This is a genomic window from Kluyvera sp. CRP, assembly GCF_019930565.1.
Lineage (GTDB): Bacteria > Pseudomonadota > Gammaproteobacteria > Enterobacterales > Enterobacteriaceae > Kluyvera > Kluyvera georgiana_A.
Map to the genome: position 1 here is coordinate 681,696 of NZ_CP082841.1, position 20,320 is coordinate 702,015.

Consider the following 20,320-nt stretch of genomic DNA (forward strand, 5'->3'; position numbering starts at 1 on the left):
AATCGCCATACTAAGATTTATTTATTCATAAACATTCACTCAAAATATTATTCGATATACACAGGATCGTATTTCATTATGCAAACAGCAAAGTCCCGCGTCGTGACGAGGCTAAAAGGAATAAGTGGTCTCGGTTCAGCTCTCTTATTAACAGGGTGTTCATTGTCACCATCCATTCCCGTTATTGGCGCTTATTACCCTGACTGGCTGTTCTGTATTTTAGCCGGCGTTATTCTCACGCTGATCACCCGGCGAGTTATCGTCAGCAAAACAGGTTCAACGCTGGCATTTCCTGCGGTTATCTACACCGCCCTTTTTGTCCTCTACTCCATGCTGTTCTGGCTGGTTTTTTTCTAATTTACGTTGAGATGCGCTCATGGAAAGCTCGCTGAAAAAAGCTCCACGCAATAAACTTCCGGCCCTGCTGTTAGCCCTGCTTGCACTGGTCGTCCTGATTTTCGTCATCTGGCGGGTCGATAGCAAACCGGCTACCGACGATGCCTACGTTTCCGCCGACACGATCGACGTAGTTCCGGAAGTCAGCGGACGTATTGTGGAACTGGCGGTGGTTGATAACCAACAGGTGAAACAGGGCGACCTGCTGTTCCGCATCGACCCTCGCCCTTATGAAGCCAGCCTGGCCAAAGCGGAAGCCTCGCTAGCGGCGCTGGATAAACAGATCATGCTGACTCAACGCAGCGTGGATGCGCAGAAATTTGCCGCCAGCTCCGTCGAGGCGACGGTGAGTAAAGCCCGCGCTGCCGCCAAACAGGCCAGTGATACACTTAAGCGCACCGAACCGCTGTTAGCGCAGGGTTTTGTCTCCGCCGAAGATGTTGACCGCGCCAGAACGGCGCAGCGTGCCAGCGAAGCTGACCTCAATGCGGTGTTGCTACAGGCACAGCAAGCCGCCAGCGCAGTCAGCGGCGTGGATGCGCTGGTCGCCCAGCGCGTTGCCGTCCAAGCCGATATTGCGTTAACCAAACTGCATCTTGAAATGGCGACGGTACGCGCGCCGTTTGATGGCCGCGTGGTGTCGCTGAAAACGTCCATCGGCCAGTTCGCCTCCGCAATGAAGCCCATTTTCACCCTGATCGACACGCGCCACTGGTACGTAATCGCCAACTTCCGCGAAACCGAGCTGAAAAACATTCACTCCGGTACGCCAGCAACGCTACGCCTGATGAGCGACAGCGGTAAAACCTTCAGCGGCAAAGTCGACTCCATTGGCTTCGGCGTGCTGCCGGACGACGGCGGCATCGTGCTGGGCGGGCTGCCTCGCGTCTCCCGTTCAATCAACTGGGTACGCGTAGCCCAGCGTTTTCCGGTCAAAATCATGGTCGATAAACCGGATGCGGAGCTGTTTCGCATCGGCGCATCGGCGGTTGCCAGCCTTGAGCCGCAATAATGAATATATTCCATTATCTGCCTCTGCCGCTGGTCAGGCTGCTGGCATTTTTCCATGAAGAGCTCAGCGAGCGGCGGCCAGGGCGGTTGCCGCAAACGATCCAGCTGTGGACAGGCTGCCTGCTGGTCGTGCTGATCTCAATGACCTTCCAGATCCCATTTCTGGCGATCTCGCTGGCGGTGCTGTTTTACGGCGTGCAGTCCAACGCGTTTTACACCAAATTTGTGGCGATCCTGTTCGTCGTGGCTACCGTCATGGAAATCGCCAGCCTGTTTTTGATCTACAAATGGGCGTACAGCTACCCCTTGATCCGCATGATCGTCGCCAGTCTGGTGGTGCTGGGCAGCATGTTTATGATGCGCACCCACAAGTTGGGGCTGCTATTTTTCGCCGTCGCCATTATCGCGGTATATGGCCAGACTTTCCCCGGCATGCTTGACTATCCTGAGATCGTCGTGCGGCTGACGCTATGGTGCATTGTGGTCGGTCTCTATCCCACGTTGCTGATGGTTCTGCTGGGAGTCCTCTGGTTTCCGAGCCGCGCCGGAAACCAGATGCGCGAAGCGCTGCATGCCAGGCTTGCCGATGCGCTCCGTCATCTGACGGCGGGCGCAGCGCCGCTGGCGGAAAAGTACGTTGAGCGAGAAGCGCTGGCGCTGCAAAAGCTCAACGTGTTCTGTATGGCCGATGACGCTGAATGGCGAAAACGTAGCGCCTGGTGGCAAAGCTGCGTCGCGACTGTGACCTATCTGTACAGCACGCTCAACCGCTTTCACGGTGATGCGGCGGAACAGCATCCAGCGCTAATGCACAAACTGAGCGGCGAAATCACTGCGCTGCAGCAGGCCATCTCGCAGGGTGAAGTCTGGCAAAGTCGCTGGGTATTAAGCGCAGAAGAACGCAAAGCCGCGCGCGAGTGCGGGCTGGAAAACGTTTGTCACCAGCTTCTTGAACTGGGTCGTCTGGATCCTGACACGCCAGCGACCCCCTCGGCTAAAGAGCCGTCAATGGCGGCTGACGCATTCAGCAACCCCGCCTACATTCGCTATGCGCTGAAAACGTTATTGGCCTGTATGATTTGCTATGTCTTCTATTCCGGCGTCGATTGGGAAGGCATCCATACCTGCATGCTCACCTGCATTATTGTCGCCAACCCCAGCATCGGTTCGTCATATCAGAAAATGGCGCTGCGCTTTGGCGGGGCGCTGTGCGGCGCGGTGCTGGCACTGCTGGTGACGATATTCATCATGCCGTGGCTGGACAATATCGTAGAACTGCTGTGCCTGTTGGCGCCAATACTGCTGATTGCCTCGTGGATTGCCACCGGCTCCGAACGGTCGTCCTACATCGGCACCCAGATAATCGTCACCTTCGCCTTAGCCACCCTCGAGAACGTTTTTGGCCCGGTTTACGATCTGGTCGAGATCCGCGATCGCGCGGTCGGTATTCTGGTCGGCACCGCCGTTTCGGCGGTGATCTACACCTTTATCTGGCCGGAAAGCGAAGCTGGCGCGCTACCCAAAAAACTGTCGACGGCATTAGGTATGCTCAGCAAAATGCTGCGCGTCCCACAGCAGGATCCCACCACTCAGCGCAGTTGGCTACAGTTGCGCATTGGCTGCCATGCGGCTCTCAATAGCTGTGAGGAAATGTGCGATCGCGTGGCGCTGGAACGTCAATTGCCCGACGAAACGCGTCTGCAGTTGCTAAACCATAGCCGAAGCGTTATTCGCCAGGGACGTAAAATTCTCTATGCCTGGGACAACGCGCCGGCTCCAGACCCGCGTCTGGCGGACGCGCTGGAGCACTATGCGGCGAGCCTGGCTACGGGCACCAGTACGCCACCGTCTTCCGACATCGATACATCATCTACCTCATCCGAACAGGCGCAACGCGTGATGCAGCAGATAGCCCGTTTACCCGACTGGACTCGTCCGGCACCAACGCTCGCCGGGAAACAGGCGCAAGGAGCCCTATCACAATGACCCGTCACTTTTCTCGTTTATTGCTATGCGGCCTGCTTACCGGCGCCACGGCGCTCTCCGGCTGCGCGTTAATCCGTAAAGATTCTGCCCCGCATGCGCAGCTTCAGCCAGAGCAAATCAAGCTGGCCGATGATATCCATCTGGCGAGCCAGGGCTGGCCACAGGCGCAGTGGTGGCGGCAGTTTAACGATCCGCAGCTCACAGCGCTGATTGATAAGACGCTCGCCGGTTCGCATACGCTGGCCGAGGCAAAGCTGCGTGAAGACAAAGCGCAAGCGCAGGCCGACCTGCTGGAAGCCGGTTCACAGCTGCAAATGGCAGCCTTAGGCATGATTAACCGCCAGCGCGCCTCCGCCAATGGCTTCCTTGGCCCCTACGCGCTGGACGCCCCGCGGCTGGGGATGGATGGTCCGTACTACACGGAAGCCACCGTCGGCTTAGTTGCCGGGTTTGATCCCGACCTGTGGGGCGCGCACCGCTCCGCCGTTTCAGCGGCCATTGGCGCGCAGAACGCCAGCCTCGCAGAAACCGCGGCGGTAGAACTGTCGCTCTCCGTCGCCGTCGCGCAGCTGTATTACAGCATTCAGGCCAGCTATCAGATGCTCGACCTGCTGGAGCAAACCCGCAGCGTCATTGACTACGCGGTGCAGGCGCATCAGAGCAAAGTCGCGCAGGGCCTGGAAGCCAAAGTGCCGTACCACGGCGCACGGGCGCAGATCCTGGCGGTAGAGAAACAAATTGCGGCCACCAAAGGGCAAATCAAAGAAACTCGCGAATCGCTGCGCGCGTTGATGGGCGCGGGTGCCGACGGGTTACCGGAGATTAAGCCCGTAGCACTGCCGCAGGTACAAGCGGGCGTTCCCGCTACGCTCTCCTACGATCTGCTCGCCCGTCGCCCGGATCTTCAGGCCATGCGCTGGTACGTGCAGGCCTCGCTCGACCAGGTCGACGCGGCGCGAGCGCTGTTCTATCCGAGCTTCGATATCAAAATGTTCTTTGGCCTTGATGCGATTCATATCGACGATCTGTTCAAGGGGACCAGTCGGCAAATTAACTTCATCCCTGGCCTGCGCCTGCCGCTGTTCGACGGCGGTCGCCTGAACGCCAACCTGCAAAACACGCGCGCCAGCAGCAACATGCTGATTGAGCGCTACAACCAGTCGGTGCTCAACGCGGTGCGCGACGTAGCGATCGGCGGTACGCGCCTGCAAACACTGAGCGATGAACGGCAGATGCAAGCAGAGCGCGTCGAGGCGATGCGCTATGGTCAAAGCGCCGCCGAAGCCGCCTTTAACCGCGGTCTTGGCAGTCGGTTACAGGCTACCGAAGCGCGCCTGCCGGTACTCGCCGAGCAAATGTCGCTGCTGATGCTCGACACCCAGCGGGTGATTCAGAGCCTACAGCTGATTAAATCCCTCGGCGGCGGCTATCAAAGCAGCCCGGCCAAGCCGCAGTAGCGTCGACGCCACGCCAGCTCGCCGCGTGATGAACGTCACGCGGCTTTTTCTTTCGACACGTCAAATATGACGACAGCCTGTTTTTCGTCAGGGTTTTGACCAAAAATCACCCGTAATATCAGGGAATGCCCACAATAAAAAAGTGGCATAAAAGATGCATACTGAGGGCGACAGCGCGTATGCGCGATTTGATTAACTGGAGCGAGACCGATGAAAAAAGTCGTCACGGTTTGCCCGTATTGCGCATCAGGTTGCAAAATCAACCTGGTGGTCGATAACGGAAAAATCGTCCGGGCGGAGGCGGCTCAGGGGAAAACCAACCAGGGTACCCTGTGTCTGAAAGGCTATTACGGCTGGGATTTTATTAACGATACCCAGATCCTGACGCCACGTCTGAAAACCCCAATGATTCGTCGCCAGCGTGGCGGCAAGCTGGAATCCGTCTCCTGGGACGAAGCGCTGAATTACGTGGCCGATCGCCTGAGCGCGATCAAAGCGAAATACGGCCCGGATGCCATTCAGACTACCGGTTCCTCACGCGGGACGGGTAACGAAACTAACTACGTCATGCAAAAATTCGCGCGCGCCGTTATTGGTACCAATAACGTCGACTGCTGCGCTCGTGTCTGACACGGCCCTTCGGTTGCAGGTCTGCACCAATCGGTCGGTAACGGCGCAATGAGTAACGGCATCAACGAAATTGATGACACTGACTTAGTCTTTATCTTCGGGTACAACCCGGCAGATTCCCACCCTATCGTGGCGAATCACGTGATTAACGCCAAACGTAAAGGGGCGAAAATCATCGTTTGCGATCCGCGCAAAATTGAAACCGCGCGCATTGCTGACATGCATATCGCGTTGAAAAACGGCTCGAATATCGCGCTGCTCAACGCTATGGGCCATGTCATTATTGAAGAAAACCTGTACGACCAGGCGTTTGTCGCCAGCCGTACTGAAGGTTTTGAAGAGTACCGCAAGATTGTTGAAGGCTACACGCCAGAGTCTGTCGAAGACATCACCGGCGTCAGCGCGCAGGAAATTCGTCAGTGCGCACGCATGTACGCCAGTGCGAAAAGCGCGGCCATCCTGTGGGGCATGGGTGTGACCCAGTTCTATCAGGGCGTGGAAACCGTACGTTCACTGACCAGCCTCGCGATGCTAACCGGCAACCTCGGTAAGCCTAGCGTGGGCGTTAACCCGGTTCGCGGCCAGAACAACGTTCAGGGCGCCTGTGACATGGGCGCGCTGCCGGATACCTATCCGGGCTATCAGTACGTGAAAGATCCGGCTAACCGTGAGAAATTCGCCAAGGCCTGGGGCGTGGACAGCCTGCCTGCGCACACCGGCTATCGCATCAGCGAGCTGCCGCACCGTGCGGCGCATGGCGAAGTGCGCGCGGCGTACATCATGGGTGAAGACCCGTTACAGACCGATGCTGAACTCTCTGCGGTGCGCAAAGGGTTCGAAGATCTGGAACTGGTTATCGTCCAGGATATCTTTATGACCAAAACCGCGGCGGCGGCGGATGTGATTTTACCGTCTACGTCATGGGGCGAGCATGAAGGCGTCTTTACCGCGGCGGACCGTGGCTTCCAGCGCTTCTTTAAAGCGGTAGAACCGAAGTGGGACCTGAAAACGGACTGGCAGATTATCAGTGAAATCGCCACCCGTATGGGCTATCCGATGCACTACAACAACACCCAGGAAATCTGGGACGAGTTGCGTCATCTGTGCCCGGACTTCTACGGTGCCACCTACGAGAAAATGGGCGAACTGGGCTTTATCCAGTGGCCTTGCCGCGATACCTCCGATGCCGACCAGGGCACGACCTATCTCTTCAAAGAGAAGTTCGACACCCCGAACGGCCTGGCGCAGTTCTTTACCTGCGACTGGGTAGCGCCAATCGATAAACTCACCGACGAGTATCCGATGGTGCTCTCTACGGTGCGTGAAGTCGGCCACTACTCTTGCCGTTCGATGACCGGCAACTGTGCGGCGCTGGCGGCGCTGGCGGATGAACCGGGCTATGCCCAGATCAACACCGCCGATGCGGCGCGTTTAGGTATCGAAGATGAAGCGCTGGTGTGGGTTAACTCCCGCAAAGGCCGCATCATCACCCGCGCGGCGGTCAGCGATCGTCCGAACAAGGGCGCGATTTACATGACCTACCAGTGGTGGATTGGGGCCTGTAATGAGCTGGTAACCGAGAACTTAAGCCCGATTACCAAAACGCCTGAGTATAAGTACTGCGCCGTTAACGTTGAGCCGATTGCCGACCAGCGTGCCGCCGAGCAGTATGTGATTGATGAGTACAATAAGCTGAAGGCTCGCCTGCGCGAAAGCGCAATGGGCTAAGCGGACTCGTTTCAACGCCCCCATTCGGGGGCGTTTTTTTATCCTGCCAATCTCTTTATACTGCCCACTTCCTCGACTACCTACATAATAAGATGAAACGACTTTTAGCATTGTTGTGGCTAGCCGCGCTGGCGGTCCACGCGGAAGAGCCGGGCAGCCAGTATCAGCAGGCCGCGGAGGCCGGAGATGCGCGTGCGCAGTACTATCTGGCCGATACCTGGTTTAGCTCTGGCGACCTGAGTAAAGCCGAATTCTGGGCGCAAAAAGCCGCTGACGGCGGCGATGCCGATGCCAGCGCCCTGCTGGCGCAGATCAAAATTACTAATCCCGTGAGCCTCGACTATCCCGAAGCCAAAGCGCTGGCGGAGAAAGCCGTCAAAGCGGGCAGCCGTGCCGGTGACGTTATCCTGGCGCGCATTCTTATCAACAGCCAGGCAGGGCAAACCGACTATCCACGGGCGATTACCCTGCTCCAGCAGGCGTCGATGAACGCCGAGAGCGATTTCGCCGTTGACGCACAAATGCTGTTGGGGCTGATTTACGCCAACGGTGTCGGCGTGAAAGAAGATGATGAGAAGGCGACGGACTACTTCAAAAACAGCTCGTCGCTCTCGCGCACTGGCTACTCAGAATACTGGGCCGGAATGATGTTCCTCAGCGGTGAGAAAGGCTTCATTACGCCAAACAAACAGAAGGCGCTACAGTGGCTGAATTTGAGCTGTACGGAAGGGTTTGATACCGGGTGTGAAGAGTTTGATAAGGTGAGTGCGGAGTAACGACATTGCATCGACCGGTCCCCTCGCCCCTTTGGGGAGAGGGTTAGGGTGAGGGGCATGTCGATTCGGCGTTAAACCCTCACCCCAGCCCTCTCCCTTAAAAAGGGAGAGGGGGCACATCGTGCCCACCAAAACGTTCATCAACTTCCATCCCAAAAACAATAACGCCGGGCAAGCCCGGCGTTATCTTTTTCTCTATTTACTGGTCAGCGGTTTTATCAAACTTGCCCAACATCTCGCGCTCATACGCCAGCGCTTTCTTGCGGTCAAATTTGTGTTCCCACTTGGCAATCACCAGCACCGCCAGTGCGTTACCCACCACGTTCAGCGCGGTACGCGCCATATCGAGGATACGGTCCACACCGGCAATAAACGCCAGGCCTTCCAGCGGAATCCCAACGCTGCCCAGCGTCGCCAGTAGCACCACGAAGGAAACGCCCGGTACGCCTGCGATCCCTTTCGAGGTCACCATCAGCGTCAGCACCAGCACGATTTCCTGCCAGATAGACAGGTCGATACCGTACAACTGGGCGATAAAGATAGCCGCGATGCTCTGGTACAGCGTGGAACCGTCAAGGTTAAAGGAGTAGCCGGTCGGCACCACGAAACTGGTGATCGACGCCGGTGCGCCGTAGGCTTCCATCTTCTCGATAATACGCGGCAGAACGCTCTCAGAGCTGGCGGTGGAGTACGCCAGAATCAGCTCGTCCTTCAGGATGCGAATCAGGATCCAGATGCTCAGCCCGCAAATGCGCGCCACGATGCCCAGCACCACCAGCGCGAAGAACAGAATCGCGAAGTGTACCAGCAGCACCAGTTTGGCCAGCGGCCACAGCGAGGCGAAACCAAAGTTAGCCACCGTCACGGCGATCAGCGCGAAAACACCGACAGGGGCATAGCGCATCACCATGTGGGTGACTTTAAACATGGTTTCCGAGATAGAGCGGAATACCGTCACCAGCGGCTCACGGTGCGTCGCCGGCAGCGAGGAGAGACCCAGGCCGAACAGCACCGAGAAGAAGATGATCGGCAGCATGTCGCCTTTCGCCATCGAGGCGATGATGTTGGTCGGCACCAGCGACAGGATGGTTCCCATCAGGCCGTGCGCGTGGCTCTGCACCTCTGCGGTGGTACTTTGGTATTTCGAAATATCCACCGTTGCCAGTTGCGACATATCGATACCGGCACCCGGCTGGAACACGTTCGCCATGGTGATACCGATAATGATCGCAATCGTGGTGATCACTTCGAAATAGATGATGGTTTTGGCGCCAATTCTCCCCAACTGTTTTGCATCGCCAACACCGGCTATTCCGACAATCAGCGTCGAAATAACAATCGGCACAACAATCATTTTAATCAGATGGATGAAAATATCGCCAGCAGGGGACAGCAGATTCATAACCAGCCAGTCGCGGCTATCGCTATGATAATGCAGATAACTACCCAGAATAATACCCAGAATCAGGGCAATAAGAATTTGCCAGGCTAAGCTGACACGTGCTTTCTTCATAACGGCAAACTTCCTCAATGAAAAATACCATGCCATACGGGAATGGTATCCACTTGAAAGGGGGTGATTTGTGTTGCGTTTACTTTTAGAGGTTTTTAACGCGCAATATCAGTATCATCTGCATGGCGTCTCATGCAACCCTTTCAGTTCAGAGCTTTTCACCAGCCAAATCTATATTACCGCTAATTTCTACCAATAATTATTTATAAGTTTTTGTTATAAAAACAAAAAAATTAGCGACTTTTCTATAAATCCCCTTCCGTAATTATTTTTGTTCAAAGAATCAAATGAACGTTATTTGAACAATTCCATTATTGCGTGATCTGCCGCGCAAATAGTAAACAAAGCGCCATACACCTCTGTTATTAACTTTTATGAGACATATTATTAACATCTTACAAGGAGAAAAAAAGCATGAGCCAAATTCACAAACACCCTATTCCTGCAAATATTGCAGACCGCTGCCTGATTAACCCGGAGCAATACCAGACCAAATACCACCAGTCAGTCACGAACCCGGATGCGTTCTGGGGTGAAGAGGGCAAAATCCTCGACTGGATGCGCCCTTACACTAAAGTCAAAAACACCTCCTTTGCGCCTGGTAACGTCTCTATCAAGTGGTATGAAGACGGCACGCTGAACCTGGCGGCGAACTGCCTTGACCGCCATCTGGCGACACGTGGCGACCAGACCGCCATCATCTGGGAAGGCGACGACGCCACTCAGAGCAAACACATTACTTATCGCGAGCTGCATCGCGACGTCTGCCGCTTCGCCAACACCCTGCTCTCTCTGGGCGTGAAAAAAGGCGACGTGGTGGCTATCTATATGCCGATGGTGCCGGAAGCCGCGGTGGCGATGCTGGCCTGCGCTCGTATTGGCGCGATCCACTCGGTGATTTTCGGCGGCTTCTCGCCGGAGGCCGTCGCCGGTCGTATCATCGACTCCAGCGCTTGCCTGGTGATCACTTCCGATGAAGGCGTTCGCGCCGGGCGCAACGTACCGCTAAAAAAGAACGTCGACGACGCGCTGAAAAACCCGAACGTCAAAACCATCAGAAATGTCGTGGTGCTGAAGCGCACCGGCGGCAATATCGACTGGCATGAAGGCCGCGACCTGTGGTGGCACGACCTGCAGGAGAAAGCCAGCGACCAGCACCAGCCTGAAGAGATGAATGCGGAAGATCCGCTGTTTATCCTCTATACCTCCGGCTCCACCGGCAAGCCAAAGGGCGTTCTGCACACCACCGGCGGCTATCTGGTGTACGCCGCAACCACCTTTAAATATGTCTTCGACTACCATCAGGGCGACATCTACTGGTGTACTGCCGACGTGGGCTGGGTCACCGGTCACAGCTACCTGCTGTACGGGCCACTGGCCTGCGGTGCAACCACGCTGATGTTCGAGGGCGTGCCAAACTGGCCAACGCCGGCACGTATGTGCCAGGTGGTGGATAAGCACAAGGTTAATATTCTCTATACCGCGCCGACGGCGATTCGTGCGCTGATGGCGGAAGGCGACAAAGCCACCGCGGGCACCGACCGCTCTTCCCTGCGCATTCTGGGCTCCGTCGGCGAGCCGATTAACCCGGAAGCCTGGGAGTGGTACTGGAAGCAGATCGGCAACGAGAAATGCCCGGTGATGGACACCTGGTGGCAGACCGAAACCGGCGGCTTCATGATTACCCCGCTTCCGGGTGCAACCGAGCTGAAGGCCGGTTCCGCCAGCCGTCCGTTCTTTGGCGTGCAGCCAGCGCTGGTGGATAACGAAGGTCATCCACAAGAAGGCGCCACCGAGGGCAACCTGGTGATCACCGACTCCTGGCCGGGCCAGGCGCGTACTCTGTTCGGTGACCACGAACGCTTCGAACAGACCTACTTCTCCACCTTCAAAAACATGTACTTCAGCGGCGACGGCGCGCGTCGTGATGAAGACGGTTACTACTGGATCACCGGTCGCGTCGACGACGTACTGAACGTCTCCGGCCACCGTCTGGGTACCGCGGAAATCGAATCGGCGCTGGTGTCACATCCGAAAATTGCCGAAGCGGCGGTGGTGGGTATTCCACACAGCATTAAAGGCCAAGCGATTTATGCCTACGTTACGCTGAACCACGGCGAAGAGCCAACGCCAGCGCTGTACACCGAAGTGCGTAACTGGGTGCGTAAAGAAATTGGCCCGCTGGCGACGCCGGACGTCCTGCACTGGACCGACTCGCTGCCGAAAACCCGTTCAGGCAAGATCATGCGCCGCATTCTGCGCAAGATCGCCGCTGGCGACACCAGCAACCTGGGCGATACCTCAACGCTCGCCGATCCGGGCGTGGTGGAAAAACTGCTGGAAGAGAAGCAGGCCATCACGATGCCGTCATAAGAGCAGGCTTTCCCCTCTCCTGTCACCGGGAGAGGGCCGGGGTGAGGGTGTCATCGCCGTACACCGCCCCTCGCCCTTTCCTTCTTCCTGCGGAAGAAGGAACAGTACGGTGTTCTGATTTGCACAACAAAAAACACGACTCAAAAACCTCTGGAGACTCTGTGATGAATGATCAAATTTGTCAGCAGATAGAAGGTAGTGCGCATTTCAGGGAGCTCGTCGAAAAACGGCAACGGTTTGCCACCTTCTTATCGCTGATTATGTTAGTGGTGTACGTCGGTTTTATTTTACTCATCGCCTTCGCGCCAGGCTGGCTTGGCACGCCGCTGCACGCGGGTACCAGCGTCACCCGCGGCATTCCGATTGGTATCGGCATTATTGTGATTTCTTTTGTTCTGACCGGCATATACGTCTGGCGGGCTAACAATGAATTCGATCGCCTGAACAAGGCCGTCCTGCGCGAGGTAAAAGCATCATGAAGAAAGTCCTGACGGCGCTAGCCGCCACACTTCCTTTTGCGGCCAGCGCGGCGGATGCCCTGAGCGGCCCGGTCGAACGCCAGCCGACCAACTGGCAGGCGATTATCATGTTCCTGATTTTCGTCGTCCTGACGCTGTATATCACCTGGTGGGCGTCGAAGCGCGTACGTTCGCGTAACGATTACTACACCGCCGGCGGCAACATTACCGGCTTCCAGAACGGGCTGGCGATTGCCGGTGACTTTATGTCGGCGGCGTCGTTCCTCGGCATCTCCGCGCTGGTCTACACCTCCGGCTACGACGGGCTGATCTACTCGCTCGGCTTCCTCGTCGGTTGGCCGATCATCCTGTTCCTGATTGCCGAACGCCTGCGTAACCTCGGCCGCTATACCTTTGCCGATGTGGCCTCCTACCGACTGAAGCAGGGGCCAATCCGCATGCTCTCCGCCTGCGGCTCGCTGGTGGTCGTCGCGCTGTACCTGATTGCTCAGATGGTGGGCGCGGGTAAGCTTATCGAACTGCTGTTCGGCCTCAACTACCACGTCGCCGTGGTGCTGGTCGGCGTGTTGATGGTGATGTACGTGCTGTTTGGCGGCATGCTCGCCACCACGTGGGTGCAGATCATTAAAGCCGTCCTGCTGCTGTTCGGCGCCAGCTTTATGGCCTTTATGGTGATGAAGCACGTCGGCTTCAGCTTCAATAATCTGTTCACCGAAGCGATGGCGGTGCACCCGAAAGGCGCGGCGATCATGAGCCCTGGCGGGCTGGTGAAAGACCCGATATCGGCGCTGTCGTTGGGCCTCGGACTGATGTTTGGTACCGCCGGTCTGCCGCACATCCTGATGCGTTTCTTCACCGTGAGCGATGCGGGCGAAGCGCGTAAAAGCGTGTTCTACGCCACCGGCTTTATGGGCTACTTCTACATCCTGACCTTTATCATCGGCTTCGGCGCGATCATGCTGGTGGGGGCAAACCCGGCGTTTAAAGACGCGGCGGGCGCGCTGATTGGCGGTAACAACATGGCGGCGGTTCATCTGGCCGATGCCGTGGGCGGTAACCTGTTCCTGGGCTTTATCTCTGCGGTCGCTTTCGCCACTATTCTGGCGGTGGTTGCGGGTCTGACGCTGGCCGGTGCTTCAGCGGTCTCTCACGACCTGTACGCCAACGTCTTCAAGAAAGGCGCGACCGAGCGTGAAGAGCTGAAGGTCTCGAAAATCACCGTACTGGTGCTGGGCGTGGTGGCGATTCTGCTGGGCATCCTGTTCGAGAATCAGAACATCGCGTTTATGGTGGGTCTGGCGTTCTCCATCGCGGCAAGCTGCAACTTCCCGATCATTCTGCTCTCCATGTACTGGTCAAGACTGACCACTCGTGGCGCCATGATCGGCGGCTGGCTGGGCCTGCTGACAGCGGTGGTGCTGATGATCCTCGGCCCAACTATTTGGGTGACGATCCTCGGCCACGAGAAGGCGATCTTCCCGTATGAGTATCCGGCGCTGTTCTCCATTGCCATCGCCTTTATCGGTATCTGGTTCTTCTCCGCCACCGATAACTCCGAAGAAGGTAATCGTGAACGCGAGCAGTTCCGCGCGCAGTTCATCCGTTCGCAGACCGGTCTGGGCATCGACCAGGGCCGTGCGCATTAATGTCATCCTCCCCGGCCTTATGGCCGGGGATCACAGTTTATCGCCCCTGAGGTGAGATCTATCACAGCGACCTGCGCGAAATAAGCCACCAGCTTCACATTAAATATTTCCAGGTTGTGAAGAACATTCCATCCCCGTCTATTTCCCGCTTCCCCGCCAGAATTCGCATTTATTGTTCCCTGCCGCTCGGCTAAATATTTCTATGCTCCCGTGGCTAATATTATTAGTGAATAACAAAAACAAACACTTATTAATTCATTTCGCCTATCCTACAGGAGCAATAATTCATGAAACGTCTAATCTGTGCCAGCGTAATAGGAATGAGTAGTCTGCTGGCGACCAGCGTCGCCTTCGCCCAGCAGGACGTCACGCTAAGAATGTCATGGTGGGGCGGAAAATCACGGCACGAGGTGATGCTTAACGCGCTACAGGCATTTGAAGCACGCAACCCAGGCATTAAAGTGAACGCCGAATATATGGGCTGGGACGGCTATCTGGAGCGGATGACCACGCAAATATCCGGTGGTATTGCCCCGGACGTGATGCAGATTAACTGGCCCTGGTTCCCGATATTTTCCCGCACCGGCGACGGTTTTTACGATATCAACACGCTCAGCGACACCTTTGATTTGAGCCAATACCCGGCCAAAGAGTTAAAGTCGACCACCATTAACGGCAAGCTGAACGCCATTCCGATCTCACTCAACGTGCCGGGTTTTTATTACAACACCGAAACCTGGAAAAAAGCCGGGCTGGCCTTCCCGAAAAACTGGGATGACCTTTTTGCCGCAGGGAAAGTGTTTAAAGAAAAGCTCGGCGATGAGTATTACCCGCTTATCTTTGGCGATCAGGATACGTTCCTGATGGTGAACTGCTATATGTCACAGAAATACAATACGCCTATGTTTACCCCCGACGGCAATCACTTTGCCTGGAATCAAGAGCAGTGGCGTGAAGCCTTCCGCTTTATTCAGCGACTGGTAAGCGACCACGTTATCCCCGGCCCAAAATACCTGGCCTCATTCGGCAAGTTTGACTTTATCGACACCAAATACTGGCAGGACGGCAAATGGGCAGGCACCTACACCTGGAACGTGGTGATCCAGTACTACGCGCCAAAGCTGACGCCACCGGCGAAGCTGGTGCTGGGCGATTATGTGATGTACCCCGGCGCCACCAACGCCAGCGCCTACTTCAAAGTGTCGCTGACCTATGCCATCAGCAAAGACACAAAGCATCCGAAAGAGGCGGCAAAACTGATGAATTTCCTGCTTAACGATCCGCAGGCGATTGCCGCCATCAAGCTGGAAAACGGCATTCCGCTGAGCAAAATGGCGGTGAAAACGCTGACCGACGATGGCACCCTGACCGAGGAAAATCCCTCCGTCGCCGGGTTTAATGCAGCGCAAAAGCTCAAATCGGAATCAACGGCAACCTCGTGGATGGAAGATCAAAAAATGCAGTCCTTCTTCCAGGAGGCGCGGCAGAATATGGACTACGGCAGGATGACGCCGGATCAGGCGGCGGATGACTTTGTCGCCAAGGCTGAGCGATTGATGAAGCGGTCTGCAGCGCGGAGTTAGCGACGTTGGTGTCACCTCAAAGGGAAACGGGGGGGCGTTTGGAGTACGTGCGTTTTGCGCCCCCCTTTTAAGGGGGAAGGCGAATACTCCTCCCCCCATTTTTAAACGCGCTTACGACCGCATCAGTAGCAGCGTTTTAATCTCAAACGGCGTAAACGTCAGCGTCACGCAGCCCTCCGCCACGGCAATCTCCTCTTCTACCACCTCCATCAGGTTGGCAATATAGCAGCGCGAAATACCGTCCGGCAGTTGGACCGTCGTCGTCGCCTGTACGCCGTCAAACTCGTAGACGCGCAGCGCCAGCGCGTCCGCGTTCTCCGCGCGCTTCACCGTCTCCAGGCAGATATGCGGCGAGTCACAGGCGATAAACGACGCGCCGCTCGCCTCTGGCTGCCCCTTCTCGCCAGTGCATACTCGCAGCGGATTGTTGAACAGATACGCTTCCCGGTTAACCAGTCCCACCACTTCATCACCGTAGTGCGGGAACAGCGCGTAGGAAAAACGGTGCTCGCCGGCGTCAGCGTTCTCCCCCGGGTAACGCTGCGAGCGCAGCAGGTTCAGATCCAGCACGCCGTCTTTGGCATAATGCCCATACTTGCTGTCGTTGAGCAGCGCCACGCCGTAGTCCGGTTGCGAATAGTCAATCCATTTATGCGCGCAGATTTCAAACTGCGCCGCATCGTAGACGTTGTTAACGCGGGCACTACGCTGGATTTTGCCAAACTGAATATCGCAGCTGACGCGTTCGCTCAACACGTTGACGGCGAAAGCGGTACGCAACATTTTATCGCTTTCATGCCAGTCGACACGGGTCTCAAAGGTCAGCCGCTTGCTGCCCGGCAACAGGCTGATTTTCTGCGTTAAGGTGGAGTGGCCGTAGCGATAGTGCTGTTCAACCACCGCCGCCGCGCCTTCCTGATAGGCCGTCGTGTCCACCAGTACAAAGCAGTCCGGTTCACGTTGGCGATAGGTGATATCGATATCCCAGCAGTTGCCGCAGATATCGTCATACACTGCCAGCCGATTGCCGACCGTGTCAGGCTGCAGCAACGAACGCCCGGCCTGTTTATCCACCAGCGCCACAATATGCCCCTGCGTGTTAAAGTCGACTCGCAGCAGGTCGTTCTCCAGACGCTGCGGCTGCGCAATAATATCCGGCAACACCGCAGCTACGGCTTCATCAATGACCCGATAGCCAAATGCCGGAACGGCCACCCGCATCGGCGTATCCGCCAGCATCAGCCACTCCTCGCGATCGAAACCGCTCAGATTATGAATGACAAACGCGCCGCGCTGCGTCAGGTTGGCGCGAATCAGCTGTTCGACCTCTGCCAGCAGCGTTTGATAGCGGTCAACGGATTCGTCATACACCCGCGTAATGGATGAGCCTGGGAGAATATCGTGGAACTGATACAGCAGCATTTCGCGCCAGATCGCGTCAAGCCGTGCAGCAGGATAGTCCCCTTCACCGTGAAACCATCGGCGACTGGCTACCAGCTCAAGCTCACGTAGCGCGTTCTCCAGCTTACGATTGAACCACTTATTTCGCGCCTGCGTCGTCAACGTCCCCTGATGTTTTTCCAGATACAACTCGCCGTGATAGTGAGGATAACGCTCACGGCCCTGCGCGATATGGTGGAAAAAGTCGATGGCATAACCCTGTGTGACCGGCGCAATACCGCTGAGATTTTTCATTCGCCGCAGCCGCTCCAGATGCTCTTCGCCGGGGCCGCCGCCGCCGTCGCCAATACCAAATAACATCAGCGCCTTATCGCATACCCCCGCTTCATGGTAGGACGTTTCGATACGCCGGATGCTGCGTGGCGCCGCTGGGCCATTGTAGGTCTCTTCAGGGAGCATATGCGCCAGCACGCCGCTGCCGTCAATGCCGTGCCAGATAAAGGTATGGTGGGGAAAGGCGTTATGCTCGTTCCACGACAGCTTCTGCGTCATAAAGTAGTCAATACCAGACTTCTGCATAATCTGTGGCAGGTTGGCGTTGTAACCGAAGACGTCCGGCAGCCACAGCATCTGCGTAGCGCGGCCAAATTCGCGCAGAAAGAATTGCCGTCCGTAAAGGAATTGCCGCACCAGTGATTCGCCGGAGGGGACGTTGGTATCGGCCTCAACCCACATATCCCCTTGAATTTCAAAGCGCCCTTCCCGCACCTGACGCTTCACCCGCGCATAGAGCTGTGGGTAATCCTCTTTAACCCACTGGAACAGCTGCGGCTGGCTGGCGCCAAAGTGATAGTCCGGGTAGCGCGCTAACAGATCCAGCGCTGTGGCGAAGGTCCGCCCACCTTTGCGCCTGGTTTCGCGAATCGGCCACAGCCAGGCGAGGTCGATATGCGCATGACCGATACCGACGACGCTGAGCGTCGGGTCGCCGCCTTGCTTCAGCAGTTCGACTGCCAGCGCCTGCCGACAGGCCGCCACCGCATCGGCGGTGTAGCAAGTCAGCCCGTTGAGCGCTTCGCTCAGGCACACCAGCACTCGCTTAAAACGGGCGGAGGATCGTTCCAGGCACTTCAGCAGATCGGCCAGCACCCAGGCGTCGTAATACAGATCGCGCAGCGGCACGTTGCAGGTTGCGATATGCGCCTGCGCCAGCACGCCGCTACGCAGCGATCCAAAAAGATCGTTACAGGCCAGTTCCAGCCACAGATCGATCTCGCGCGCGCCATCCAGTTGCAGCACCACTTTCCCCGCCTGTCCAAGGCTGGGTTCAAAGGTGGAATCCACGTTGGTCAACCCCCTGCGCGGCGTGCCGTCGGCTTCGACAACCAGCGCCTCGCCGCCGCAGTCGAACAACAGCACCACCTCGTCTTCCGATATCCTTTCCGGTACCACACCCCGTACGTTCACCCACGCGCAGTCCCACAGTTTGCCCCAGCGCTCACCGAGGCGAAACACGTGCGGCTCTCCCTGATGGCGCTGGGTAAAAGGTACCGGTTCTGGCGTGATAAAGCCCTCGACCGTTAATGTGCTTCGCGGCGTGTAGATATTCTCGTTTATTTTTTGCAGCTGATAGTCAATATCACGCAGCAATTTTTCATCAAAGCTGAGCATGCGATAGTCCTTTATATAAGAAGGGAGAGAATCGAATGCAGTAGATAAGTTTGAAATAGTAAAATCTGTGAGCCACGACAGAAATAACGTGATTATTGTCAAAGGTCGTTAACGGTCACATTTCATTTTCGATATAACGACCAATATCACAACTTTCTCTTGCCTCACGCTGAGCGCCATCACAATAAATATTTTAATTTCGTGACCATAAATCCATAAGTAAAACACCCACCGGCTCAGAACATAACTATTTCGTCGCCAACCATTTAATTTTCAACTGACCATTTATGCTAAACGAAAATCTGCAAAATTTATTTTTTCAACAAATACATGAAATCCAATTTAATTACTTTATCAATTTAAATGGAACCCAACAGAATGAAAACAGGACTCTTATATATATGTCTTATATTCGCCGGGCTGGGCACCGTTTTCCCTGTCCATTGCGCAGATAACGTTGTACTGCGCATGTCATGGTGGGGGGGTAAAGCCCGGCAGCAGCAAACCAACGCCGCGCTGGAGGCGTTTGAGAAACGCTACCCGTCAATCACGGTAAAAGCGGAAAATACCGGCTGGGACGGGCACCTGGCGCGAATGTCAGCGCAAATGTCGGGGGGCACTGAACCGGACGTCATGCAGACCAACTGGCCGTGGCTGTCGCTCTTTTCCCGCGACGGGAACGGTTATTACGACCTCAACGCGCTGAAAGAGGTTATCGATCTCAGCCAGTTTTCGGCGCAGGATTTACAGTCCACCACCATTAACGGCAAACTCAACGGCCTGCCCATCTCGCTTAATGCCCCCGTGTTCTATTACAACACCGAAACCTGGCGCAAGGTGGGCCTTCCCTATCCGAAAACCTGGGACGACCTTTTCGCCGCCGGAAAAATCTTCCAGCAGCGGCTCGGTGACCGCTACTACCCGCTGGTGTTGGTCGACCAGGACGTCATGCTAATGATCAACTGCTACATGACACAGAAGTACAATACGCCGATGTTCACCGACGATGGCTACCATTTTGCCTGGAATCAAGAGCAGTGGCGTGAAGCCTTCCGCTTTATTCAGCGGCTGGTCGACGAGCACGTGATTCCGGGGCCGAAATATGTCGCCTCATTTGGCAAAGGCACCTTTCATGAAATGAAACCGTGGATTGCAGGAGAGTGGGCCGGCGCCTACACCTGGAATATTGTGATTCGCGCTTACGTCAGTAACCTGACGCCACCCGCGACGCTGGCGCTCGGCCCGCATCTGATGCTGCCGGGGGCAAAGGAGGCGGGTATCTACTTTAAAGTGTCGCAAATGTTCACCATCAGCCGTCACACCAGGCACCCGAAAGAGGCGGCGATGCTGCTCAACTACCTGCTTAATGACCCACAGGCCGTTACCACGTTAGCGCTGGAGCGCGGCATTCCACTGAGCAAAATCGCCGTGAAAACGCTGACGGATAACGGCACCATCAATACGCAGGACCCGATTGTCGCCGGGCTAAATCAGGCTGTCGCGCTTGGTAGCCACCAGCGCGCCACGCCAATGATGGAGGATTTTCAGATCCTCGCGCTGTTTGTCGCCGCCCGCGAAAACATGGATTACGGCAGGCAGACACCGGAGCAAGCGGCAGATGAATTTGTCCGCCGGGCCGAACGCATTCTCAGGAAATCGGCGCACTGATC

13 protein-coding genes are annotated in these 20,320 nt (G+C 56.2%); 11 read left to right on the forward strand and 2 right to left on the reverse strand.

Translation table 11 applies throughout. The annotated features are described in order from the left end of the window. Window positions 1-78: 78 nt before the first annotated feature. The 6 genes from K7B04_RS03150 to K7B04_RS03175 all read left to right on the forward strand — a co-directional run bounded on the left by K7B04_RS03150 (window position 79) and on the right by K7B04_RS03175 (window position 7,984). Entirely contained in the window at window positions 79-357 is a 279-nt protein-coding gene (locus tag K7B04_RS03150) for a YtcA family lipoprotein (RefSeq protein WP_163447516.1), read from the forward strand. A 19-nt stretch (window positions 358-376) separates the two neighbouring features. Next, a complete protein-coding gene (mdtN, locus tag K7B04_RS03155; RefSeq protein ID WP_223803473.1) occupies window positions 377-1,408 on the forward strand; it encodes a multidrug transporter subunit MdtN in 1,032 nt (343 codons plus the stop codon). Beyond that, complete coding sequence (gene mdtO, locus K7B04_RS03160; protein WP_223803474.1) at window positions 1,408-3,393, forward strand: multidrug efflux transporter permease subunit MdtO; 1,986 nt, start codon at window positions 1,408-1,410, stop codon at window positions 3,391-3,393. The genes mdtN and mdtO overlap by 1 nt, the downstream gene beginning before the upstream one ends. Further along, window positions 3,390-4,850 carry an MdtP family multidrug efflux transporter outer membrane subunit gene (locus K7B04_RS03165; RefSeq protein ID WP_163447519.1) on the forward strand — a complete coding sequence of 487 codons (1,461 nt, stop codon included), beginning with the start codon at window positions 3,390-3,392 and terminating at the stop codon, window positions 4,848-4,850. The genes mdtO and K7B04_RS03165 overlap by 4 nt, the downstream gene beginning before the upstream one ends. Before the next feature lie 210 nt (window positions 4,851-5,060). Beyond that, entirely contained in the window at window positions 5,061-7,208 is a 2,148-nt protein-coding gene (fdhF, locus tag K7B04_RS03170) for a formate dehydrogenase subunit alpha (protein ID WP_077625465.1), read from the forward strand. A gap of 92 nt (window positions 7,209-7,300) precedes the next feature. Beyond that, a complete protein-coding gene (locus K7B04_RS03175; protein ID WP_223803475.1) occupies window positions 7,301-7,984 on the forward strand; it encodes a tetratricopeptide repeat protein in 684 nt (227 codons plus the stop codon). 199 nt (window positions 7,985-8,183) lie between these two features. On the opposite strand, the gene gltP is transcribed toward K7B04_RS03175, so the two are convergent. Next, complete coding sequence (gene gltP, locus K7B04_RS03180; RefSeq protein WP_064546709.1) at window positions 8,184-9,497, reverse strand: glutamate/aspartate:proton symporter GltP; 1,314 nt, start codon at window positions 9,495-9,497, stop codon at window positions 8,184-8,186. Between the two features lie 414 nt (window positions 9,498-9,911). Here gltP and acs point away from each other — a divergent pair, with 414 nt between their 5' ends. The 4 genes from acs to K7B04_RS03200 all read left to right on the forward strand — a co-directional run bounded on the left by acs (window position 9,912) and on the right by K7B04_RS03200 (window position 15,578). Next, window positions 9,912-11,870: an acetate--CoA ligase gene (acs, locus tag K7B04_RS03185; protein ID WP_167577102.1), complete on the forward strand. Its 1,959-nt coding sequence runs from the start codon at window positions 9,912-9,914 to the stop codon at window positions 11,868-11,870. Window positions 11,871-12,034: 164 nt separating this feature from the next. Then, entirely contained in the window at window positions 12,035-12,349 is a 315-nt protein-coding gene (locus K7B04_RS03190) for a DUF485 domain-containing protein (RefSeq protein WP_064546705.1), read from the forward strand. Then, a complete protein-coding gene (gene actP, locus K7B04_RS03195; RefSeq protein WP_163447523.1) occupies window positions 12,346-13,995 on the forward strand; it encodes a cation/acetate symporter ActP in 1,650 nt (549 codons plus the stop codon). Before K7B04_RS03190 ends, actP begins: the two co-directional genes overlap by 4 nt. A gap of 287 nt (window positions 13,996-14,282) precedes the next feature. Then, the gene (locus tag K7B04_RS03200) at window positions 14,283-15,578 is read left to right on the forward strand and encodes an ABC transporter substrate-binding protein (RefSeq protein ID WP_163447524.1); all 1,296 of its coding nucleotides are present in this window, start codon (window positions 14,283-14,285) and stop codon (window positions 15,576-15,578) included. 111 nt (window positions 15,579-15,689) lie between these two features. Here the strand turns inward: K7B04_RS03200 and K7B04_RS03205 are convergent, their stop codons facing one another. Next, window positions 15,690-18,650 (reverse strand): glycoside hydrolase family 38 C-terminal domain-containing protein, encoded by a 2,961-nt coding sequence (locus K7B04_RS03205; protein ID WP_223803476.1) that lies wholly within the window; start codon window positions 18,648-18,650, stop codon window positions 15,690-15,692. Window positions 18,651-19,028: 378 nt separating this feature from the next. On the opposite strand from K7B04_RS03205, the gene K7B04_RS03210 reads away from it, so the two are divergent. Beyond that, window positions 19,029-20,318 carry an ABC transporter substrate-binding protein gene (locus K7B04_RS03210; RefSeq protein WP_223803477.1) on the forward strand — a complete coding sequence of 430 codons (1,290 nt, stop codon included), beginning with the start codon at window positions 19,029-19,031 and terminating at the stop codon, window positions 20,316-20,318. The last annotated feature ends 2 nt before the right edge of the window (window positions 20,319-20,320 follow it).